The 20,935-nt window shown below is 62.8% G+C and carries 21 protein-coding genes; 4 read left to right on the top strand and 17 right to left on the bottom strand.

The features are described from left to right. Positions 1-86 precede the first annotated feature (86 nt). The 9 genes from IE053_RS03440 to IE053_RS03480 all read right to left on the bottom strand — a co-directional run bounded on the left by IE053_RS03440 (position 87) and on the right by IE053_RS03480 (position 7,224). Entirely contained in the window at positions 87-881 is a 795-nt protein-coding gene (locus IE053_RS03440) for an SDR family oxidoreductase (RefSeq protein WP_189571802.1), read from the bottom strand. A gap of 30 nt (positions 882-911) precedes the next feature. Then, positions 912-1,490 carry a DUF4167 domain-containing protein gene (locus IE053_RS03445; RefSeq protein ID WP_189571805.1) on the bottom strand — a complete coding sequence of 193 codons (579 nt, stop codon included), beginning with the start codon at positions 1,488-1,490 and terminating at the stop codon, positions 912-914. 202 nt (positions 1,491-1,692) lie between these two features. Continuing rightward, a complete protein-coding gene (locus IE053_RS03450) occupies positions 1,693-2,931 on the bottom strand; it encodes an RsmB/NOP family class I SAM-dependent RNA methyltransferase (protein WP_189571808.1) in 1,239 nt (412 codons plus the stop codon). Between the two features lie 2 nt (positions 2,932-2,933). After that, positions 2,934-3,221, bottom strand: coding sequence for an SDR family oxidoreductase (locus IE053_RS14655; protein ID WP_373302863.1), 288 nt, complete (start codon positions 3,219-3,221; stop codon positions 2,934-2,936). Then, the gene (locus tag IE053_RS03460) at positions 3,145-3,357 is read right to left on the bottom strand and encodes a hypothetical protein (RefSeq protein ID WP_189571811.1); all 213 of its coding nucleotides are present in this window, start codon (positions 3,355-3,357) and stop codon (positions 3,145-3,147) included. The genes IE053_RS14655 and IE053_RS03460 overlap by 77 nt, the downstream gene beginning before the upstream one ends. A 55-nt stretch (positions 3,358-3,412) precedes the next feature. After that, the gene (locus IE053_RS03465; RefSeq protein WP_189571814.1) at positions 3,413-3,946 is read right to left on the bottom strand and encodes a pseudouridine synthase; all 534 of its coding nucleotides are present in this window, start codon (positions 3,944-3,946) and stop codon (positions 3,413-3,415) included. Between the two features lie 18 nt (positions 3,947-3,964). Next, positions 3,965-5,440: an IMP dehydrogenase gene (gene guaB, locus IE053_RS03470; RefSeq protein WP_189571817.1), complete on the bottom strand. Its 1,476-nt coding sequence runs from the start codon at positions 5,438-5,440 to the stop codon at positions 3,965-3,967. A gap of 84 nt (positions 5,441-5,524) precedes the next feature. Continuing rightward, the gene (locus tag IE053_RS03475; protein ID WP_373302866.1) at positions 5,525-6,208 is read right to left on the bottom strand and encodes an RlmE family RNA methyltransferase; all 684 of its coding nucleotides are present in this window, start codon (positions 6,206-6,208) and stop codon (positions 5,525-5,527) included. A 71-nt stretch (positions 6,209-6,279) separates the two neighbouring features. Next, the gene (locus IE053_RS03480; protein ID WP_189571820.1) at positions 6,280-7,224 is read right to left on the bottom strand and encodes a Ppx/GppA phosphatase family protein; all 945 of its coding nucleotides are present in this window, start codon (positions 7,222-7,224) and stop codon (positions 6,280-6,282) included. Positions 7,225-7,385: 161 nt separating this feature from the next. Here IE053_RS03480 and IE053_RS03485 point away from each other — a divergent pair, with 161 nt between their 5' ends. Next, positions 7,386-7,847, top strand: coding sequence for an Lrp/AsnC family transcriptional regulator (locus IE053_RS03485; protein ID WP_189571823.1), 462 nt, complete (start codon positions 7,386-7,388; stop codon positions 7,845-7,847). On the opposite strand, the gene IE053_RS14560 is transcribed toward IE053_RS03485, so the two are convergent. Both IE053_RS14560 and IE053_RS03490 read right to left on the bottom strand, forming a co-directional pair. After that, the gene (locus IE053_RS14560) at positions 7,844-7,972 is read right to left on the bottom strand and encodes a hypothetical protein (protein ID WP_268249041.1); all 129 of its coding nucleotides are present in this window, start codon (positions 7,970-7,972) and stop codon (positions 7,844-7,846) included. The genes IE053_RS03485 and IE053_RS14560 overlap by 4 nt on opposite strands. A 10-nt stretch (positions 7,973-7,982) precedes the next feature. Beyond that, on the bottom strand, positions 7,983-8,867 hold the full coding sequence (locus IE053_RS03490) for a polyprenyl synthetase family protein (RefSeq protein ID WP_268249042.1): 885 nt from the start codon (positions 8,865-8,867) through the stop codon (positions 7,983-7,985). A 69-nt stretch (positions 8,868-8,936) separates the two neighbouring features. Here IE053_RS03490 and IE053_RS03495 point away from each other — a divergent pair, with 69 nt between their 5' ends. Beyond that, positions 8,937-10,823, top strand: coding sequence for an autotransporter assembly complex protein TamA (locus IE053_RS03495; protein WP_189571826.1), 1,887 nt, complete (start codon positions 8,937-8,939; stop codon positions 10,821-10,823). Next, positions 10,823-14,695, top strand: coding sequence for a translocation/assembly module TamB domain-containing protein (locus IE053_RS03500; protein ID WP_189571841.1), 3,873 nt, complete (start codon positions 10,823-10,825; stop codon positions 14,693-14,695). The genes IE053_RS03495 and IE053_RS03500 overlap by 1 nt, the downstream gene beginning before the upstream one ends. A gap of 69 nt (positions 14,696-14,764) precedes the next feature. On the opposite strand, the gene IE053_RS03505 is transcribed toward IE053_RS03500, so the two are convergent. The 5 genes from IE053_RS03505 to IE053_RS03525 form a co-directional block, all read right to left on the bottom strand. Continuing rightward, the gene (locus IE053_RS03505) at positions 14,765-15,073 is read right to left on the bottom strand and encodes a hypothetical protein (protein WP_189571844.1); all 309 of its coding nucleotides are present in this window, start codon (positions 15,071-15,073) and stop codon (positions 14,765-14,767) included. A 102-nt stretch (positions 15,074-15,175) separates the two neighbouring features. After that, positions 15,176-15,742, bottom strand: coding sequence for an HNH endonuclease (locus IE053_RS03510; RefSeq protein ID WP_189571847.1), 567 nt, complete (start codon positions 15,740-15,742; stop codon positions 15,176-15,178). A 245-nt stretch (positions 15,743-15,987) separates the two neighbouring features. Continuing rightward, positions 15,988-17,130, bottom strand: coding sequence for a hypothetical protein (locus IE053_RS03515; protein ID WP_189571850.1), 1,143 nt, complete (start codon positions 17,128-17,130; stop codon positions 15,988-15,990). A gap of 34 nt (positions 17,131-17,164) precedes the next feature. Next, entirely contained in the window at positions 17,165-17,581 is a 417-nt protein-coding gene (locus IE053_RS03520) for an energy transducer TonB (RefSeq protein ID WP_189571853.1), read from the bottom strand. Positions 17,582-17,587: 6 nt separating this feature from the next. Continuing rightward, a complete protein-coding gene (locus tag IE053_RS03525; RefSeq protein WP_189571856.1) occupies positions 17,588-18,325 on the bottom strand; it encodes a hypothetical protein in 738 nt (245 codons plus the stop codon). A 150-nt stretch (positions 18,326-18,475) separates the two neighbouring features. On the opposite strand from IE053_RS03525, the gene IE053_RS03530 reads away from it, so the two are divergent. Then, positions 18,476-19,756 carry a Xaa-Pro dipeptidase gene (locus IE053_RS03530; protein ID WP_189571872.1) on the top strand — a complete coding sequence of 427 codons (1,281 nt, stop codon included), beginning with the start codon at positions 18,476-18,478 and terminating at the stop codon, positions 19,754-19,756. A gap of 14 nt (positions 19,757-19,770) precedes the next feature. Here the strand turns inward: IE053_RS03530 and IE053_RS03535 are convergent, their stop codons facing one another. Then, positions 19,771-20,913 carry an energy transducer TonB gene (locus IE053_RS03535; RefSeq protein WP_189571875.1) on the bottom strand — a complete coding sequence of 381 codons (1,143 nt, stop codon included), beginning with the start codon at positions 20,911-20,913 and terminating at the stop codon, positions 19,771-19,773. Positions 20,914-20,935: the final 22 nt, after the last annotated feature.

Genomic DNA, 20,935 nt, shown 5'->3' on the forward strand with positions numbered 1-20,935 from the left:
CCGTTCTCGTCACCGAGAACACAGGAGCACCGAACCATGGATCTCGCCATGGTGGCTGGCGAGGACATCGTGGAGCTTCGATAGCGCTACATTCCGCCCATACCGATCAAGGTGCCCCCGTCGATCGTGATGTGCTGGCCGTTCATCCACGCGCCCGCATCTGAAGCCAGGAATACGGCCGCGCCCGCGATATCGTCAGGCATGCCGAACCTCCGCATGGGGATCGATTGCGTGACCATCTTCTCGACCTTGGGATCCTTCCAGAGTGCTTCGGCGAAATGGGTCTTCACGATGCCGGGGCAGATACAGTTGATCCGCACATTGGCAGGCCCGAACTCGACGGCGAGGTTGCGCGCAACCTGCAGGTCCGCGGCCTTGGACACCCCGTAAAAACCGATGCCCTTGTTACCGACAAAAGCCGAGATCGACGAGATGATGACGATCGCTCCGCCGCCCTTCTCCTCCATGCCGGGCAGGACAAGGTGGCTGAGCTTGTGATTTGCCTTGATATTGCAGTTGAAGATCTTGTCGATCTGCTCGTCCGTGATGTCCTTGGACGGACCATAGGCCGGGTTCACGGCTGCGTTGCAGACCAGGATATCCGCCTTGCCGAAGCGGTCCTCATGCGCGGAGACAAGCTTTTCCAGCTCCTCCGTATGGGAAATATTGCAGGCCACTGCAAAGGCAGCATCCCGTCCTTCGGCGTCGTTGATATCGTTGGCCACAGTCTGGCAAGCGTCGAGCTTGCGCGAGGAAACGGTGACGTTGGCGCCATGCTGCGCCAGCCTGCGGGCAATCGCTTCGCCAATGCCTCGGCTCGCGCCAGTGACGATTGCGGACTTGCCGCTCAGGTCGAAAAGCGTGTTCTTGAAATCTGCCATGGGATGCTCCCTTTGTTGGGAGCACCGTAATTACTCAGCAGGCGCTTCTTCAAGCTGGAGAGCTGGTTTCTTCTGCTCCTCCGGCGAAGAGCCATCGGCCTGCGCGTCGTTCTCGTCGGAACTGCGGCGACGGCGGCGGCGGCGGCGAGGCTTCCCGTCGTCCGAATCATCCCCCGAAGCTTCCGCGTTCTCTTTTGCAGGGGAATCGTCAGGCTTCTTCTCTTCGGAGCCCTCGGTCTTCGCGTCGACCTGGGCTTCGCTGGAGTGCTGCTCCGCGTTCTCCTGGTCGTCCTGTTTTTTGTCTTCCTTCTTCTCGGGCTGCATGGACTTCATCAGCCGATAGTAGTGCTCGGCATGTTGCATCAGGCTTTCGCCACGGATGCGGTCGCCTGACGAGAACGCGTCACGCGCTAACGCCTGGTATTTGTCGTAAATCTGGGCAGCAGTGCCGCGGATCTTCACCTCCGGCCCCTGGCTGTCCATGGACCGGTTGGGGTTGTTGTTACCCCCCTGGCGGCGGCGGTTCGAGTTCCGCCCGCGTTTCGAGTATTGCGCCATCAGCGTATGGTCTTTGTCCTGTTGCTGTGTGTGGTTCGTCGCGCCCCTCATGAGGCGACGAAACGGGCTCTCCTAGCCGGGTCATTAGCCGCGAAGCGGCAACACACGAGGGACTGCAGATCAACGATCCGCAAAATCCACCCGGGGCATGGAGCCCAAACAACCTCTTTGTCTTGCAGAGATCCGGGGGACCTTGGTCCTTCGCCGTTTCTTCTACTTAGCGACAGTTCGCGGCGCTTCCAACCCCTGTTTTTCAGCCGTCTTGCCGTTTCAGTCGCATCAGTGTGAAGCCGTCGGTGTCCGACGCCCATGGGCTTAGCCTTAGCGCATCCTCGCTGACAAAGGGTTGAAGCCGCTCCTTGAGCTCCTCAGAAGCCGCAGCGAGCGGATGTTCGATCAAGAAGTCGCTGTATGTATTGATGAATTCGGCGACACGTTCATCATTTTCGCTATTCAGGAAAGAGCAGGTGACAAACACCAGCGTCCCGCCGGGCTTCACGAATTCCGCCGCCTGCCGGAGAACCTGATCCTGCTCCGCCTGCCTCTGCGCCAGGTGTTCGGGCGTCAGCCGCCATTTGGCGTCAGGATGCCGCCGCCAAGTCCCTGCGCCGGAACAGGGGGCATCGACGAAGACGAGATCGAGCTTGCCCTTCAGCGCCTCAAGCCGCTCAGGCTCCTGCGGCGCGATGACCTGCACGTTCCGCGCGCCTGCCCTGCGCAGCCGGTCGTGGATCGGCGCGAGGCGGCTCGCATCGGCATCATAGGCGAAGACCTGGCCTGAATTCTCCATCACCCCGGAGAGCGCGAGGGTCTTCCCCCCTCCCCCGGCGCAGAAGTCCAGCACCTGCTGCCCGTGGAGATCACCGCAGGTGAGGACAGTGAGCTGGCTCCCCTCGTCCTGCACCTCGACCCAGCCCTTGCCATAGGCGGGGATCACCGTGACCCCCGGCCCCTTTTCGGCGGCTGGCGACGGAGGGATGCGGAGACCGACCGGTGATAGCGGCGCCTCGAGCGCCCCCAGGCTCGCAAGCGCTTTTAACGCCTTCTCCCGATTTGCCTTCAGCGTATTGACGCGAAGGTCGACAGGGGCACGTGTCCCTAGCGATGCTGCGAATTGCTCCGCATTCGGAAGGTCATGCTCGAGGAACTCCGGCACGTCGAGTGCATCCAACGGCCGAGCATCCCGCTCATCGTCGCTCAGAGCCCCGTGGCCATGCTCTCCTGAAAAAGCCTCCTCGATGCGCGCTTCATCCCAACCCCAAAGGTTCTTCAGCGTCAGGAGCGTTGCGATCCGCGGGCTATCCTCCCCGCCGAAGCTCCGCCAACGCCGCAACACATCGAGACACAGCCCCCGCACAAAAGCCCGGTCCTTCGACCCGGCATAGCGGGCGTTGCGTGCCCAGTCCTGCACCAGCACGGAAAGTGGCGACGGCCTTTGCCGGTACCGCTCGAGGATATCGATGGACGCCGCAACGCGGCCAGGATCACGCAAGGTCAGCCATTCCCAATAAAGCCCGGATAGAGGGACATCCCACCATCCACGATCAACGTCGTGCCTGTGACGTAGTCGCTCTCTTCAGACAAGAGCCAGCTGACGGCTGCATCCGCCTCTTCGGTCTCCGGTGACGACGATCCTCTGTCGGTCGCCCATGGGGGAGCCTCCATTCGCTGGGTGGAACGCGAATGGCTGGCGAGACGAAGTGGTTCAGCCCCTGCGTGGTCGCAGGACACCGATAATGCCGACAAGCAGCAGCACGGCGAAGCTGGCATAGAACAAGCCATTTTGTGACCACCACGCTTCGCTCAGGAACGATGCAGCGCCTTCGCTCTCGGCGAGGAGCTGGTAGAAGTTGTGGCTGACAAGAAACATCAGCCCCACAGTCCCAATAAAGACCAGAATGTTCGACAACGCACGCATGGCGAGGCCTCCTGCTGGTGACCTCTATGCTAATATTGTGCCGCGCAGCATCAAGCTATTGATGCAGTTCCCGCCATTCTCCCGGCGCCAGCCCTTCGACTGACCAGCCACCAATAGACCAACGCACCAGCCGCAGGGTCGGAAGTCCCACATGTGCCGTCATCCGCCGCACCTGCCGATTCCGTCCTTCGGTGATCGTCAGCTCGAGCCAGCTCGTCGGCTTGTTCTTGCGGAAGCGGATTGGCGGATTGCGCGGCCAGAGATCAGGGTGATCGATCGACCGGACCTTCGCCGGCCGGGTCATGCCGTCCTTGAGCTGCACGCCCTTCCGCAGGGCTTCAATCTGCTCATCGGACGCCTCGCCTTCGACCTGCACGAGATAGGTCTTGGGCAGCTTGAACTTGGGCGAAGCAATCCGGGCCTGTAGCTTCCCGTCGTCGGTCAGTAGCAACAGCCCCTCGGAATCCCGATCCAGCCGTCCCGCCGCATAGACACCCGGCACGTCAATCAACCCCGACAGCCCCGGCCACTTCCCCTCATCGGTGAACTGGCTCAGGACATTCATGGGCTTATTGAGCGCGATCAGCATGCTGACCGAAACCAACGATCAAGTCGGGGTTGGATAGTTCGGCGCTTCGCGCGTGATGCTCACGTCGTGCACATGGCTCTCGCGAAGCCCTGCGCCCGTGATCCTCACGAATTTTGCCCGCTTCTGCATCTCATCGATTGTCGGCGCACCGACATAACCCATGGAGGCTCGGATTCCGCCGACCATCTGGTGCAGGATCGCACCGATCGGGCCTTTGTAGGGCACGCGGCCCTCGATACCCTCAGGCACCAACTTCATCGAGTCGCCGACATCGCTCTGGAAATAGCGGTCAGCAGACCCCCGCGCCATGGCCGTGATCGAGCCCATGCCGCGATAGCTCTTGTAGCTCCGCCCCTGGAACAGGAAGACTTCGCCCGGCGCTTCCTCCGTGCCCGCCAGAAGCGAGCCAACCATGCAGGCCGAAGCTCCTGCCGCCAGAGCCTTCGCCATGTCCCCGGAATATTTGATTCCGCCATCTGCAATAATCGGAACGCCGCTGTCCTTTGCCGCGCGGGCCGCATCGGAAACAGCCGTAAGCTGAGGGACACCAACGCCGGCCACGATCCGTGTGGTGCAGATCGAGCCTGGACCGATGCCCACTTTCACGGCATCGGCACCTGCATCGATCAGTGCACGGGTCGCATCATAGGTCGCAACATTGCCCGCCACGACCTGCGCATCCGGCCATTCGCGCTTCACGCGCTCGACCGCTTCGGCAACTTTGGAAGAGTGGCCATGGGCGGTGTCGATGACGAGGACATCGACACCAGCGTCGATCAGCGCAGCCGCGCGTTCATACCCATTGTCACCGACGGTGGAGGCGGCAGCGACGCGCAGGCGGCCTTCGGCATCTTTCACCGCATTCGGATGCCGCTCCGCATTCTCCATGTCCTTCACGGTGATGAGACCCACGCAGCGATTGTCGTCATCCACCACGATCACGCGCTCGATCCGCCGCTCGTGGATCAGGTCCCGAACGCTCTCCATATCGGCGCCAGCTTTCACCGTCGCGAGGTTCTCGGAGGTCATCAGTTCGGCGATCTTTTGGTGCGGGTCCTTGGCGAATCGCATGTCCCGGTTGGTCAGCACGCCAACCAGCCTGCCGATCCCCGCCTCGTCACGGTCCTCGACCACCGGGAACCCGGAGATCTTCCTGCTCGCCATCACGTCGCGCGCATAGCCGAGCGTGTCTTCCGGGGTGAGTGTCAGCGGGTTCACCACCATGCCGCTTTCATAGCGCTTCACTTGGCGGACCTGCTCGGCCTGCTCTTCGACCGTGAGGTTCCTGTGCAGCACGCCGATGCCGCCGAGCTGCGCCATGCCTATAGCCATGGGCGCTTCGGTCACGGTGTCCATGGCCGCGGACAGGATCGGGATGTTCAGGTGGATCGACCGGGTGAGGCGGGTCCTGACGCTGACCTCGGCCGGGAGAACCTCGGAGGCACCGGGCTCGAGCAGGACATCGTCAAATGTAAGGGCGTCGCGTATTTCCATGCGGGCGCATAGCAGCGACTCGAACGCTTGCAAACCTCCTCCCGCCCAGCCTTTCCGTTCTGAAAGACTGGTGCCGGCCGCCCGTCAGCGCGTGCCCCTGAAGCCTGTTCCCACGACATACATCTCGGCCGAGTCAGACCGGCTCGATTCGGGCTTTGCGTGGTGGACCTTGCTGAAATTCTTCTTCAGCCGGTCCAGCAATTCCTTTTCGGAACCGCCCTGCAGGACCTTGGCGACGAAAGCCCCGCCCGGCGCGAGCACTTCCTCCGCAAACGCCAGCGCTTCATCGGCGAGGGAGATGATGCGCAAGTGGTCGGTCGCCCGGTGGCCTGTGGTCGGGGCGGCCATGTCGGACATCACCACATCTGCCTGCCCGCCCAGCATTTTCTTCAATTCGACCGGCGCCTCTTCGTCCTGGAAGTCCATCTGCAGGAGTTCTGCGCCGGGGACATCTTCCATTTCGAGGTAGTCAATGCCGACGACCTTTCCCGTGCCGCCTGTCCGGGCGACGGCGACCTGGCACCAGCCTCCCGGCGCGGCGCCGAGGTCAACGACGCGGCCTCCCTTCTTGAAGAGACCGAATTTGTCGTCGAGTTCCATGATCTTGTAGGCTGCGCGGCTCTTGTAGCCCTCTTTCTTCGCCCGTGCGACGAAGGGATCGTTGAGTTGGCGCTCGAGCCAGAGCTTCGAGCCGAGCTTGCGCCCGCGAGCTGTTTTCACCTTCACCGTCAGCTCGCGGTCGGCGACTTTCTTCTTCTCAGGCTTCACCCGCCTCGTCGTGTCCTCGCCGCCAAGCGCGTTGGGCTTTCCGCCATGTCCTTTTTTCTTTGGCACAGGAGCTACTCCGCAGCTTGCACGGCCTGCCGGCCACCGGGGCGGGAGCCTTTGTCCGCCATCAGCTCCGTGATCAACCCCTCGCGCAAGCCGCGATCCGCGACGCGGACCCGCTCGAACCCGGTGGCATCCAGGATACCCTGCAGGATGGCCACGCCCGGCATGATGAGGTCCGCCCTGCCCGCACCGATGCAGGGCTGGGCAGCCCTTCCGAGATAACCGAGACCTTCGAGCCTGTCGGCGAGCCCGGTGATGTCCGTCGTGGTCAGCCAGCTCCCATCGACCTCCCGCCGCCGGTAGCGTTGAAGCCCCTTATGCATGGCGGCAAGGCTGGTGGCTGTGCCGGAGGTCCCGATGATGTGGTCGCGGCACGGATCGATCTCGAAGCCTTCCGGCATCCCTTCGAGCACGCCATCCCTGACCCGCTTTCTGATTCCCTTGAAATGCTCGCCCGCAAAGCCGCCCTCGGCCAGGCCCTCGCTCAGGCGGACAACGCCGAAGGGCATGGAGATGATCTCCTCCAGCGAGAACGAGGGCTTCGGTCGCGTCTGCTGCACGTCGAGAAAGCACACCTCGGTCGATCCGCCGCCGATGTCGAACAGCACGACCCGTTTCGCGCCGTGGTCTATCAGGCTCGCGCAGCCCGAAAGCGCCAGCAACGCCTCCTGCTCCGGCCCGATCACCTCGAGCTTCAGCCCTGTCTCTCGGCGCACCCGCTCGACAAAGGCGTCGCCATTGGCTGCGCTGCGGCAGGCTTCGGTGGTGACGGCGCGCAAGGCGGTCACTTCCCACCTTGCGATGATCTCCGCGCACATTTTCAGCGCATCGAGAGCGCGCTCCTCAGCAGCTTGTGAAATGCGGCCTGTCGAAGCGATCCCTTCGCCCAGGCGGACGATGCGCGAGAAGCTGTCGACGACGATGAATCCCGACCGGCGCGGAAAAGCGATCATCAACCGGCAGTTATTCGTGCCAAGATCCAGCGCCGCATAGGCTTTCCTCCTACGCGGTCCCGCTTTTTCTGCACAGTTGACCGTCGACAAGCTCATCTTGCCTGCGCGTACTCCACTTTCGGACTTGCGAAACAGCAGAATATCGCGGCAAAGGCATCGGCATGAAGCTCGACCAGATCGACCGCAATATCCTCCATCATCTGCAGCACAATGCGCGCATTACCAACGCAGAGCTAGCGGAAAAGGTGGGACTGTCCCCCACGCCGTGCCTGCGCCGCCTGCGCAGGCTGGAGACGGAGGGCATTATCAAGGGCTACCGAACCGAGGTGAACCGCGAGGCGGTGGGCCTGCCGGTGACCGTCATCATCCTCGTCAAGCTCGAGAAAGAGGACGAGGAGAGCCTCCGGATCTTCGAGGAAACGGTGAAGTCCAAGCCCGAGATCATGGAATGCCTGCTCGTGACCGGCAAGTTCGACTATTACCTCAAGGCCGTGCTGCCGACGCTGGGCAGTTACGAAGCCTTCCTGTCGGACAGCCTCCTGCGTACCGAGAATGTGGCCACCATTGAGTCGAGCTTCATGCTCCGCGAAGTCTCCAAGCGCGCGGCGCTGCCTTCGACCTAGGCCTCTTCCGGTTCCTCGACCGGTGGCCACGCTTCTTCGGGCTCGATGCAGCCGCAGGCCGGTTGCATCGAAGAACACCCTGCGAGGACAGCCAGCGCCGCCACGACGGTCACCAATTTTCTCACGGCCTCTCCCTCAATTCGTCCGGCTTGCCTGCCATTCCAGCAGATCGGCGAGCACTTGGGTATCCTTGCTGACATCCGCCAGCGCGGCGCGCGCCTCGTCATTGATCTGGGCGAGCTTGGCGCGGGTGCCGTCTTCTCCATACAGGCTGACAAAGGTCGCCTTTCCCTGGTCCTCGTCCCTTCCCGCAGGCTTGCCGATATCCTCCGCTGTCATCGTCACGTCGAGAAGGTCGTCGGCGACCTGGAAGGCGAGACCAAGCTGGCGTGCGTAGCGCCGCAATGCTTTGGTATCGGCCTCGGGCGCGCCGCCGACGAGACAGCCCATGGTCACCGCGGCCTCGATCAGGGCGCCGGTCTTCCGCGCCTGCAGCGCGATGATATGGGCTTCGTCATTCCCTTCGGGGTAGAGGTCCATCATCTGCCCGCCGACCATGCCCAGCATTCCCGAGGCGAGCGCCAGTTCGCGGCACAACGGCGCCGCAAGGGCGGCCTCGTAGCTCGTCAGCACCACGAATGCTTCGGTCAGCAGCGCGTCGCCCACAAGGATCGCGATGGCTTCGTCATAAGCCTTGTGGACCGATGGCTTCCCCCGCCGCAAATCGGCATCGTCCATTGCCGGCAGGTCGTCATGGACCAAGCTGTAGGCGTGGATCATCTCCAGCGCGACGGCGGCAGGCATTGCCTTCTCATCCGCCCCGTAAAGCGCGGCCGTCTCCAATAACAGGAACGGCCGCATGCGCTTTCCACCTTCGGTAAGCGCATATGCCATCGCCTCTTGCAAGCGCGCGATCGCCGCTTCATCGCTGTGAGGAGCTAACGCTTTTGTCAGCGCAAGTTCGACTGCGTCAGCACGCTTCTTCAATCTCTCAGCGATATCAGTCGGGATTTGATGCATTGCGGTGACCTTAATAATCGATACGCCTGGGAACGATCCCGTTTGAAGCGGCGTTTTGGGCAGAGTTCCATGATTTTATACCGCCTCACCCTTCTCGCGCTCGTTTTTGTGCTGGCGAGCGCCCTTCCCGGCGCGGCGTCCGCGCAGGGGCTCGAGGTGAAGGTCACCATCGAGGGCCTCGAGAAAGCACTTCAGAAGGAGCTTCGCCCCCTGTCCTCCCTCGCCCGCAAGCCTGAAAGCTTCAGCGCCCTCGCGCCGATCCGCAGGGCGGCGAACGCCGATGCCGAGGCCCTGCGCGCCGCACTCCAGAGCAAGGGCTACTACGCAGCCCTCGTCGAGCCGACCGTCGATCGCGAAGGCTCGGTCGTGAACGTCACTTTCCGCATCGAACCCGGAAAGCGCTTCCGGATCACCGGCTATGAGATCGACTATCTCGATGAACAGCCAGCAGAACGGATCGAGACGCTGGAAGAGGCAGGTATTTCACCCGACGGCTCGCCCACAGGCGAAGCCCTTCAGGAGATCGAAGCCCGGCTTCTCGACCATTACTGGGATGCGGGCTTTCTCGGCGCGGAGATCCGCCACCGCGAGGTCCTTTCTGACTTCAGTGAAGGCACCGGCGTTGCGCGCTTTCGCGTCCGCACAGGGCCGAAGGCGAGCTATGGCGAGATCAGGGTCGAGGGCCTCGAGCGCACCGACCCCGACTTTATCCGCCAGTTCAGGACCTTCGAGACAGGCGAGACGGCCCAGCGTTCCGAACTCGACACGTTCCGCGAGCGGCTCATTGAAACGTCCTTGTTCAACGAGGTCGATGTGCAGCCGCAGCTGCCCGCAGAGGACGGCACGACGGACATCCTCGTCCGCCTGCGCGAGCGACCGCACCGCACGCTCGGCGGTGGTGTGTCTTACGCGACAGACGTCGGTCCGGGGGCCAATGCTTTCTGGGAGAACCGCAATCTCCTGAGGCGCGGCGAGACCCTCCGTGCCGAGATCATCGCATCGGCGCCGGTGCAGGAGGGCTCCCTGAGCTTCCGCAAACGGCGGCCGCGCCTGCCTGGTTATTACACGTTCGCCACGGTCCTCAGGAACGAGGACACCGATGCCTTCAACGCCCAGACGGTCGAAGTCGGTGGTGCGCTCGCCAAGCTCTGGATGGACCGCAACCTGACCACTGAAGGCGGCGTGCGCTTGCAATACTCCGACATCACGGAGAAGGACTGCATCCTGCCGAGCGGCGTGCCGATCGATGTTGGCGAAGAGCAAACCTGCGAAGGCCGTGGCGGGACCCGGCGGGGCAGGCAGCGGACCTTCCAGGCCGTCAGCGTACCCATGTCCGTCCTCTGGAACAGCCAGAAGGAACCGCTCGACCCGCAGGACGGCTGGGCTGCCGGCCTCGTCGTCACGCCCTTCTTCGGCACGGTCGATTTCCAGCGCATCACGCTCAGCTATACCGACCGCGTCTTCTGGGGCCGACGCGACGGCGGCACGCTGGCAGGCCGCATGAAAATTGGCGCGATCTACGGGGCAGGCCGCGGATCCATTCCAGCAACCGAGCGTTTCTATGCAGGCGGCGGCGGCTCCCTGCGCGGCTTCGCTTTCCAGGAAGCCAGTCCCATCGATCGCCTGACCGGCGAAATCCTGGGCGGCGCCTCCCTCGGCGAGTTCAACATCGAACTGCGCCAGCACGTCACCGAAGCCATTGAACTCGCGGTCTTCAGCGATATCGGCGGCGCTTTCGAAGACAACACGCCTTCCTTCGACCAGGTCCTCGTCGGCGCGGGGGTCGGCGTCCGTTACCACACGGCCATCGGTCCGGTCCGGGTCGATGTCGCAGTGCCTGTCAATCGCCGCCGCTTCACCATCGCTGACACGATCCGCGATGAAAACACCGATCCTGATGTGGTTTTCGAGGATAGCGCTTTCGAGATCTATATCGGTCTGGGGCAGCCCTTCTGATGTTGCGCCGTGTCCTGACCTATATTGGCATCGGACTTCTGGTCCTGATCGGCCTCGTGCTCCTGTCGCTCATCCCGTTGACGCAGACAGCGCTCGGCATCTCGCTGGCTGACCGGTTTTCGCGCCCGATCATCGAAGACCTCGTCGCAGACCGGCTTGGCTCGGAGGTCTCCTATGCTCCTCTCGCAGGCCGCCTGCCCAATCAGATCGTCATCCGCGACCTCGAGCTGAGGAAGGACGGCGAGGTCTGGGCCCGTGCGGAGCGTTTCGCCTTGCGCTGGGACGCAATGAAGCTCCTCTCCGGCGAGATCCATATCCGCGAGATCGTGCTTGCCGATGCCGCACTCCTCGACGAACCGACCATCGAACCGAGCGAAAAGCCTGATGAAGATCCTGACGATGAACCCCTCAGCCTGCCCGACATCCGGGTCGACGCCCTGGTCATCGACGACTTTCTCATTGGCGAGAGAATCTTCGGCCAGCCCTACGGCTTCTCGCTCCAGGGCGAAGGCCGCTACCAGGACCCGGGCCTGCGCTTCTCGCTCTTCGCGGAGACTGATGAGGGCACGGACAGCCTAAGGATGAGCGGCCTCTTTGACGGAAAAGCCATCGACGGCGACATTTCTGTTCTCAGCCGCGACAACGGGATCATCTCCACCCTCGCAAAGGCCGAAGGCCCCATCGCTCTCGAAGCCGTCGCTACCGGCCCGCTCGAAAACCTCCGTGCTGAGATCAAGGCCGATGCCGCGATCTACGGCAAGCTGGAAGGCACGCTCGGCGGCTCGATGGACGAGATGGACGCTCTCTCCGCAACACTCACTTACGCGCCGGGCAGCCTCCTTCCCGAGGACGCTCGCAAGGCACTTGGCGATGCTGTTCGGCTCACCGCCACGGGTATCTACCGCGAGGAGCGCGCCACACTGACGATCGACACGTTCGAAGGCGCTTTCGGTGCCATCAATGGCGAGATTTCGGCGGATCTTGGCGAGGTCCGCGCCGCCAACGCGGTGCTCCGCGGTGAGATCGATCCCGATGTCCTCGCTCCTTACGACGCCGAAGAGCTCGGAGGAGCAATGGAGCTCGACGCGGGCATCGAGGAAAGCGGTGATGGTTTTCTCTTCTCCGGTGCCGTCACCGCAGGCCAGGCGCGCCTTGCGGTTCGCGAAGGCCAGTCATCAAACGAGGTCCCCTTCTCGGGCAAAGTCAACATTCGCGCTAAAGGCTTGACCATCCAAGACCCGCGCATCGACCCCATGCTGCGCGAAGGCGCCACCGTTGAAGCCATTGTCCGCTACAATGCAGACGGGCTCATTCGTGCCCGGAATATCAACGCAGTCATCGGCACGACGCAGGGCCGTCGCCTGATGCTGACGGGCGATGCGCGCTACGGCCTCGAAAGCACCGCTCTTGACGCCGATGTCACCCTGCGCGCAGGCCCCCAGGCTCTTGCTCTTCTCGCAGGCACTGGCTCCTACCAGTCACCTCTCACCCTCACCGCGACCGCCAACGGGACGGCCCAGCAGTTCAAGCTCGATGCCAACGCCGCCCTCCCCGCGGGCGCGATCGACGGCAATGCCTTCGGTGCAGGCAACCTCACGGCCCAGATCCGCGGCCTTCCCTCCGCGCCCTCGGGCACCATCAGGCTCACCTCGGCAGGAGATGACTATAACGGAGAAGTCGCCTTCGACGTGCGCGGCAAGGACCTCAACGTGACGCGCATTGACCTCAATGCAGGCGCGATCAGGGCCGAAGGGCGTGCCCGGATCAATCTTGACACGCAGGCCGCGACTGTGGACCTGACGATTGACGCAGGCCGCCGCTCGACCCTGGTCACGGGGCAGGTCGTCGGTGGACAGATCGATCTCGACGCGAATATCGGCAAGGGACTGAACCCTGTCGCAGTGACGCTCAGCGGCAGGGACCTTCGTTTCGAAGAGAACGAGATCGGCGACCTGACGCTTGATGCGAACGGCCCCCGCAGCGCTGTGCGCTTCAACCTCGCCACAACTGACATCAGCGCTGGTTCTGTCCTCCTGCAATCTGTCCAGAGCGAAGGCTCCATCGACTTGCGCGACGACCAGGCTCTTTATCTTGAGCGCCTGCGCATGACCCTTCTCGGAGACGATGACCAAGTGGTCGAACTCTCCACGCCGACGGTCATCTCGTGGCGCGAGGGCATCTCCATCGCTCCGACCACAGTCGATTATTTCGGCGGCGGCGAACTCAACCTCTCCGCCGACATCGGCAAGAGTCGCTGGCAAGCCAGTATCGACGCCAAAGCCATGCCCGTGCCCAGGGCCAACGCCATCGCGGACTTCAATCTCGATCTCGATACATCTGCCCCAACCCCGGCCACCTTTGCGCTTAAAGCGCAGGCGAACACCGATGACGACGAATACAGCCTCGTCGCTGACGGTGCATGGTCGGGCAGTCTCGTCACCCTCGATGCCGCGATCCTGCGCGGGACCAGCGAACAGCTCGGTACGATTGACGCCCAGCTCCCCGTGCGGCTCGTCCGTAGTCCGAGCATCGGCGTGGAAGTTGGCGACCGCGATCTCGATATCCGCATCGCCTATTCCGATCGAATTGCGCCGCTTTGGGCCTTCGTACCGATCGATGGCCAGCCGGTCACAGGGGAGATCGCGGCGGATATCCGCATTACGGGCTCCCCATCTGAGCCCCTCACGGAGGGCACGATCAAGCTCAAAGGCGGCCGGTTCGAGGAAAGCACGATCGGCATCACCCTGACGAACCTCAATGGCACGGCCAGCTTCAATGTCGCGCCCGGCGGAACCCGTGGAGAGGTGAACATCACCGGCTCAGGGGCCTCGGGACGCAACGAATCGGTCAGGCTTTCCGGAACTGTCAGCACACGCGGCACCGAATCCTCCCTCGACCTCAACCTCGATCTCGATAATGCCCAGATCGCGGACAGCCCCGAACTCGAAGCCCGCGTCACGGCCAGTCTCGACCTTGAAGGCAGCTTCACGGAGATGACGCTCAGCGGGCCAATTATCCTCGACGAACTCGACATCCACATCCCCGAGATCGAATCCTCCGACAGCGTCCCGACCTTCGCCCCTGTCAACGTCGTCCGCATCGACGGCACCGAAGAAGACCGTGCCAGAAAGGTCGAGACGCCCGATGAGACCCCTGTCACCGTCAATCTCGATATCTCCGTGGAGGCGCGCAATGGCGTCTTCATCCGCGGTCGCGGCCTTGAGAGCGAATGGGCCGCGGATCTCGAGATCCGAGGGACGGCAGATGCTCCGATCATCGGCGGCGACGTCAATCTGCTGGATGGTTCGCTCGACCTCGCAGGCCGCGAGTTCGACATCACCAAAGGCGCTATCGCTTTCCAGCGGACCAAGAAAATCGACCCGATCATCGAAATGGAAGCTGAGACCGAAGCTGGCGACCCGCCTGATACCGTCACCGCCATCGTCAATGTCTCAGGTCCGGCTTCGGACCCGACAATCTCGTTCCGATCGAACCCGAGCCTGCCGGAGGAGGACGTCCTTGCGCTCATCCTCTTCGGCCGCAGGGCATCCGAGCTGGGCGCAGGCGAGGCCCTGCAGCTCGCCCAGGCCGCCGCACAGCTTTCGGGCGCGTTTGGCGTCGGCCCCGGCATCGGCGGCACGCTCCGCTCTGGGCTGGGGCTCGACAGGCTCAGCATCGACCCGACCGGGCGGTCACTGACGGTCGGCAAATATGTCTCGGATGACGTCTATATCTCGGCGCGTCAGGGGTTCGGCACCGTCGGCACCGTGATCAGCGTGGTCTACGAAGTGTCCCGTTTCTTCAACCTCGAAGCGACGCTCCAGCCCGACGGCGCGCAGACCATCGGTGCGAACTACAAGCGGGACTACTGACCGAGCGAAGGACTGCCCGGTCTCGACACTTTGCAACTGCAAGATCACCTAATGGGGGAGCGACGACCTCTACGCAGTGCCAGAACGCCTGAATGGCCTTGAGATCAGGCTGAAAAACCAGATCGCAAAGATCAGGGCAGCGCTGACCATCGCCCAGATGATGACCAGCGCCGGGATCGCCATCAGGACTGACAGTTCTGCCTGAACGGCGAGGTTTCCGAAGGAGTCGCCGCGGATGCAGGATATGCCGGACCCCAGCGCGCCCTGGCACCCACCGAAAGCATAGAGCAGTCGCGCGAGAGCCACGAACAGGCCGTAGAGGATGGCGGGGCCGAAGATCAGCGCGAAGATCGCGAGGGCTTTTCCAAAGATCCGCATACGAAAACGGTCGCTGTGTTCTTGGCAGACGACAAGCTCTTTCAGCAGTGCAATGAAGACGTGTTTTCCACCTTGCAGCGCAAGACAAGGCGCGACAAGAAATCAAGGCTCGAGTTCGGTGTCCCAGTAGAGGTAGTCCTGCCAGCTTTCATGCAGGTAGTTCGGCGGGAACGACCGGCCCTTTTCATTGAGCTCGAACATGTTCGGCTGGCGCGGTGACTGTGCAGGCCACATGCGCGCGTCCCTCGGCATCTTCCCGCCCTTGCGAAGATTGCACGGGCTGCAGGCGGCAACGATGTTGTCCCAAGTCGTCTTGCCCCCCTTCGAACGCGGAATGACGTGATCGAAGGTCAGCTCCTCACGGTCCCCCTTGCCGCAATACTGGCAGGAAAAGCTGTCGCGCAGGAAGACGTTGAACCTCGTGAAGGCCGGCTTGCGGCTGTGGTTCACGTAGCTTTTCAGAGAGACGACGGAGGGCAACCGCATCGAGCGCGACACCGAATGCACTTCAGTGTCGTACTCCGCCACCACATCGACACGATCGAGAAAGACCGCCTTCAGGGTGTCCTGCCAAGACCACAGCGAGAGGGGGAAGTAGCTCAGCGGTCTGAAATCGGCATTCAGGACCAGAGCGGGACACCCATCGGGGGCTTGGCGGACGACGTTCATGGCTTTCTAGCTCCTGCACCTCGGGAAGCGCAGGCACCGCATTCGAAAGTGGCTTTCCATTCGGCCACTCACGAAAGGGATCATATGCAGGTCAGCGATGCTGAAGGCGCCCGGCTCCGTTGGTTCTTCCCATAAGGGTTACACCACAAAAGCTTAGCCGATTCTATGTGACAGTTCGATCATAACGCCCTGGCGGCAAACTTTTTCGCCCCGCAACGCAACATCCTGCTCAGAAGCGCAGTGAATCAAGGCTTTGTATAGAACTGGACGTCGTATCTACGGTTGCGAAGGCAGGCATCCGAAACCCCGGTCGTATCGGCCCAGAACTTCCCGACCTGCTTCACCGCTCGTTCGCCGAAACGGTCAGCGGGGATCTCGGCCAGCAGCCGCTCACCTTCCACCTTGCCGTCTCGGTTCAGGTGGAAGCCGACGATCACCGCGCCATTATATCCCGACTGGGACGCCGGGAAACGCATCGGGTTCTTCTTCCACTTGATCGCGTCGCAGCGTTCCGAGCGGATGATCCCGGTCCTTCTCCTTGGAAGGCTCGCGATGAAGGCCTCGACTCTCGGCCCGTTCGCATAGCTTCGGTAATAGGCCGTGGTGAGGCCCTCCGAGGCCTCGGTCTTGGCAAGGACGGGGTTGTAGGTCTCGATCGATTTCTGTGGTGGGAAGCGATTCATGTGCCGCCGCCAGTCGAAGAGCACTTTCTCCAATCGGTCGATGAACGTGTCCGCGCCCACTTCCGGCTGCAGGTTGGTGAACCGCTCACCGATCGGCAGGTCGGAAAACGCCGCCACCATTCTGAGCGACAGGTCCGCCTGCAGAGCTTCAAGGTCATAGCCCTCTTTAGAGAACGCCTGATCCGTCAGCGGCGTCATCAAGTCGAATGCCTTATCGCCTGCCTCGCGCTCAATAAGGCGTTTGGCGAGCAGCCGCCGCGCCAGCGCGCTGTGCGGCGCGAGGATGGCATTCCCCGTGACGCCCTCCGCAGCCTCAACCGCAGCGAGCGCGAGGGCCATGTTCCGCGGCTTCTCGGCAGACCGGACATAGGCCCTGAAGAACAGGAGGTTCGGCAGATCGTAATTCGACGTCCCGAACCCCTGCTCCGCGTGCAGAATGGCATCCTCCAGCGCAGGCAGCGCCGCTGCGGGATCATCCGAGAACATCGCAATGGTCGCGAAGTTCTGTGCAAGTGCCGCCCGGTTTTCCGAGACCGGGAGAGACACCTTCGCGTCCTCCCAAGCTGTGCGGGCGTGGACGAGAGCCGCCTGCCCGTCACCGGACTGCATCGCGGCCTGATAGGCCCGGTAGCTCTCTTTCCAGTCCGCAGACGCGAAGCCCAAGGAAAGCGCGGCCATGGCGAACGCAGCTGCGAAAGATCTCATATTGGTCCCCCGGGATAAGCTTGGCGTGGAACGATCAGATGCCGGCTTCGGTGTAGAAGCTGTGGATCTGGAGCTGATTGATCCGGCATTCCTCGCGGACATTGCTCACATCGGCGCGCCAGGTCGAGACGAACCGTTCGACCGCGTCGGCGAAACGCTTGCCGGGAGCCTCGGACAGTACACGGATGTTCGTGGTGCGACCTTTGTCGTCGAGGTCATAGGCATAGACCACGACGCCGTTGTAACCGAATTCGCTGGTTGGGAACCGGCCATCCCGCGGCTTGTACTGGATGGTCGGGCAGTTTGCGGGAACGTAGATCAGCGGCTTGCCGTTCCCGAGCCTGTCGAGGAACTTCCTGCCATCATTCGAACCGAGATAGCTGTACGCGAACGTCGCGAGGAACTCTTCATAGGCGAAGAGCTGCGCGAGATTGTCATCAAAGGACGTCACGCTCTGCTAGATCGGGTAGACGGCGCGGGCGCGCCGGATGGCACGAATGCCTTCGCCAACCCTGTCGAGGAACTCTCCGACCTTCGGGTCCTTCACCCGGGCACGCGATGTCGCAACGCCATTCTCGCCCAGCGGCTTGGTGTTCGAGATCGCCACGGCCCTGATGCCTTCGGCATTGACGATCAGGGAGCGCGCACCGCGAGCGTTCTGCAGGTCCTCGCTGAGCTGGCCGGCGAAGCTCGCCGCATCTTCCGGCCGGTTGTGCGACAGGAGGCGCCGCGCCACGAGCATTCGTGCAAGCACCACTTCGGGCAGCATCGCGTCGGCGGGATCGACCTTGCTGAACGCTTCGAAGGCACGGTTCGTCGCGCCGCGGTTGCGCTGGTTCAGCCATGCCTCGGCGGACTCGAGCAGAAACTGCAGCGTCGCCACGGGCATGTTGTCATTGCCATAGCCAAGCTCACCCAGGCGGACTGCGTCCTTCAGCGGCTCGATCGCGGCCTCCATGTCGGACTGGTAGACCAGCTCGACATAGTTCTGCGCGAGATAGGCTTTCGTGTCGCCGTCAGGCAGAGCCTTGCGGCTGCCCCGCCATGCGCTTTCCGCCGCCGTGCGGGCCTTGTCCCACTGCCGCGCCTCCATCGCCGCCGAATAACTCCGGTAGTCGTCCTGCCAATCCAGCGCCTGCGCGAAACCGGTTGCTGCCGCGACGCAAGCTGCGGCCCCAATCACTAGAATTTTCAATTTCTTGCCCCAAATTCTCGCCTCGAGCATTAAGGTTGAGAGACCCGAGATCAAACCCCTTCGGCAGAATTTGGCCTGCGGTCACGCGCTTGCCCTTTATCCCCGCGGCGTGGCACCGTCTGGGGGAACTTTTGTCGGATAGGGCCCACCATGCGCAGCCGTGTTTTTCTTTCGATCTCGCTTCTCGCAGCAGCCGCTGCTCCGGCACAGGCAGAGACCCTCCTTGTCACCGCCGACCGGCTCATCAATCCGGGTTCGGAGCGGATGGTCGAGGATGCAGCGGTGCTGATCGAGGACGGTGTCATCGTCGCGAGCGGTCCGGTGTCGTCCGTCTCCGCGCCGGAAGGAGCACAGACCATCGCGCTGGGCGCCATGACCCTCCTGCCCGGCCTCATCGACATGCACACCCATCTCGAAGGCCCCTCGGACAAGGGGCGGGGTTATGACCGCTATCAATATGCCCAGGACCGGGCGACGATCTGGGCCGTGGCAAACGCCAAGAAGACCCTCGACGCAGGTTTCACGACAGTGCGGAATGTCGGCGGAACCTTCGGCATGCTTTCGGTCCGTGACGCAATCAACGAGGGCGAGATCCCCGGCCCAAGGCTCTTCGTTGCAGGTCCGCCGGTAGGCGTCACGGGAAGTCACTGCGCCGATGACAACTATCTCCCCTATGACCGCCCGACGACCGGCGAAGGTGTCGCCGATGGCCCCTGGGCCCTGCGCGCCAAGGTCCGGCGAAACATCAAATACGGCGTCGACCTCATCAAGACATGCTCCACGGGCGGCGTTTTCTCCCGCGGCACGGTCCTCGGCGCGCCGCAGTCCACCCTGGAAGAGCTGAAGGCCATCGTCGACGAGGCCCATCTGCGAGGCTTGAAGGTCGCCGTGCACGCTCACGGGACCCAAGGTATCAAGAACGCCATCGAAGCGGGTGCCGACACGATCGAGCACGCCTCGATCCTCGACCGCGAGGCAATCCGCATGGCCGTCCGCAACGGCACCTTCTTGTCGATGGACATTTATAACACCGAATACACGCTCGCGAAGGGCGAGGAACTCGGCATCCCCGAGGAGAGCATGGCCAAGGAACGCGAGGTCGGCCAGGTCCAGCGCGAAAGCTTCCGCAATGCCGTCAACGCAGGTGCAAAGGTGATGCTCGGCACCGATGCTGCCATCTATCCGCATGGAGACAATGCCAAACAGCTACGCGTGATGACCGAGTTCGGCATGAGCCCGATGCAGGCCATCCGCGCGGCAACCATCGTGCCCGCAGAAGCCTTGGGCCGCGAAGGCAAACTCGGTTGCGTGACCGAGGGCTGTCATGCCGACCTCATCGCGGTCAGCGGCAACCCTCTCGAGGATATCCAGACGCTCGAAACCGTCAGCTTCGTGATGAAGGACGGCGAGGTGGTCAAGGGCGGTCAGTAGGCTGACCTCACCCTCTAACGAATGGTGTAGAGGCTGAGCACCGCTGTGCGGTCACGCATGCAGGTCCCGGAGAGGTTGGTGACATCGGCTTGCCACTTCGCCACCTGCTGCAACATGGCATCGCCGAACCGCTCGGAGGGCAACTCCGACAGGATGCGCAGCCCGGTCGTCCTGCCATCATCGTCGAGATGATAGCCGATCACCACGGCCCCGTTATAGCCGCTCATCCGATCGGGGAAGTCCAGCGGCTGCCGCTCCCAGGGAATTTCCATCTTGCAGGCCCCCTGCAGAACGGTGGGCGCCACCGGCATTCTCCGGTCCCTCCCCCGCGCATCTGGGTCGTAGGAGCCCTGATAAGCCGTGACCATGGTGTGCCACGCCATGGCCTGCGCCAGGAACGGATCGAACCGCTCAAGAGATTCCTGCGGCCCGATTTCCTTCTGGATCGCTGCAAAACGCTCGACGCTCGCATCCATCCTCTTGGCGTAGCGTCTCCCCTCTCGGCCCTCGTCCATCGTCGTTGCTCCGCGGTGGCCGTCGCGCGGTGGATCGGAGAGCACCGCAATAAAGCGCAGTGCTTCTGCTTCTATCTTTCTCTGTGCACTGACATCGGGCATCGAAGCGTAGTCGTCGCTCATGCCGCCAGCGACCGCCTCCAGCGAACCCCACTGGCGCTTCTCCTCGGAGAGGGAACGCAGGCGAATGCGGGCCTTGAGGATCGGCTCGGAGGTTCTCTCCTGTAGGGAGATACGAGGGATGAGGTCCGCGGCCCGACCGATCGTGCGTCCCGAAGGCGACATCGCAGCCTCCGCTTCGGCCACAAGAAAACGGAGCGTGTCCGGACCATAATTCTGCACGCCGAAACCCCGCTCGCTCAGGGCGAGCGCGTCCTTGAGCGCCGGAAGCGCTGCGCCCGGATCCGAAGTGCCGGCCATCAGGCCGGAATTTTGTGCCAGGAGAGCGCGGTTCTCGCCGGGTTCACGCTGCCTGCTCGCGGCAAGCCACGCAGCCTCTGCGTGCTGGATGGCAGCCGCCTCGTCACCGGCCGTCATCGCAGCGGCGAATGCCCGGTAGTGCTCGCGCCACGACGTCTCCCCCGCTTCGACAGGTGACATGCTGGCGAGAGTCAGGAACATCGCCGACAGGATTGAACGCATTGAGATTCCCTCGATCCAAACC

The sequence above is a fragment of the Parvularcula lutaonensis genome (genome assembly GCF_014651915.1).
GTDB classification, from domain to species: Bacteria; Pseudomonadota; Alphaproteobacteria; order Caulobacterales; family Parvularculaceae; genus Parvularcula; species Parvularcula lutaonensis.

Bases quoted from the DNA above. Each gene is read 5' to 3' on its own strand.
- IE053_RS03440 (WP_189571802.1), bottom strand. From the start codon at position 881: ATGGCAGATTTCAAGAACACGCTTTTCGACCTGAGCGGCAAGTCCGCA.
- IE053_RS03445 (WP_189571805.1), bottom strand. From the start codon at position 1,490: ATGAGGGGCGCGACGAACCACACACAGCAACAGGACAAAGACCATACG.
- IE053_RS14655 (WP_373302863.1), bottom strand. From the start codon at position 3,221: ATGGCTTGTTCTATGCCAGCTTCGCCGTGCTGCTGCTTGTCGGCATTA.
- IE053_RS03460 (WP_189571811.1), bottom strand. From the start codon at position 3,357: ATGCGTGCGTTGTCGAACATTCTGGTCTTTATTGGGACTGTGGGGCTG.
- IE053_RS03465 (WP_189571814.1), bottom strand. From the start codon at position 3,946: ATGCTGATCGCGCTCAATAAGCCCATGAATGTCCTGAGCCAGTTCACC.
- guaB (WP_189571817.1), bottom strand. From the start codon at position 5,440: ATGGAAATACGCGACGCCCTTACATTTGACGATGTCCTGCTCGAGCCC.
- IE053_RS03480 (WP_189571820.1), bottom strand. From the start codon at position 7,224: ATGATCGCTTTTCCGCGCCGGTCGGGATTCATCGTCGTCGACAGCTTC.
- IE053_RS03485 (WP_189571823.1), top strand. From the start codon at position 7,386: ATGAAGCTCGACCAGATCGACCGCAATATCCTCCATCATCTGCAGCAC.
- IE053_RS03490 (WP_268249042.1), bottom strand. From the start codon at position 8,867: ATGCATCAAATCCCGACTGATATCGCTGAGAGATTGAAGAAGCGTGCT.
- IE053_RS03495 (WP_189571826.1), top strand. From the start codon at position 8,937: ATGATTTTATACCGCCTCACCCTTCTCGCGCTCGTTTTTGTGCTGGCG.
- IE053_RS03500 (WP_189571841.1), top strand. From the start codon at position 10,823: ATGTTGCGCCGTGTCCTGACCTATATTGGCATCGGACTTCTGGTCCTG.
- IE053_RS03505 (WP_189571844.1), bottom strand. From the start codon at position 15,073: ATGCGGATCTTTGGAAAAGCCCTCGCGATCTTCGCGCTGATCTTCGGC.
- IE053_RS03510 (WP_189571847.1), bottom strand. From the start codon at position 15,742: ATGAACGTCGTCCGCCAAGCCCCCGATGGGTGTCCCGCTCTGGTCCTG.
- IE053_RS03515 (WP_189571850.1), bottom strand. From the start codon at position 17,130: ATGAGATCTTTCGCAGCTGCGTTCGCCATGGCCGCGCTTTCCTTGGGC.
- IE053_RS03530 (WP_189571872.1), top strand. From the start codon at position 18,476: ATGCGCAGCCGTGTTTTTCTTTCGATCTCGCTTCTCGCAGCAGCCGCT.
- IE053_RS03535 (WP_189571875.1), bottom strand. From the start codon at position 20,913: ATGCGTTCAATCCTGTCGGCGATGTTCCTGACTCTCGCCAGCATGTCA.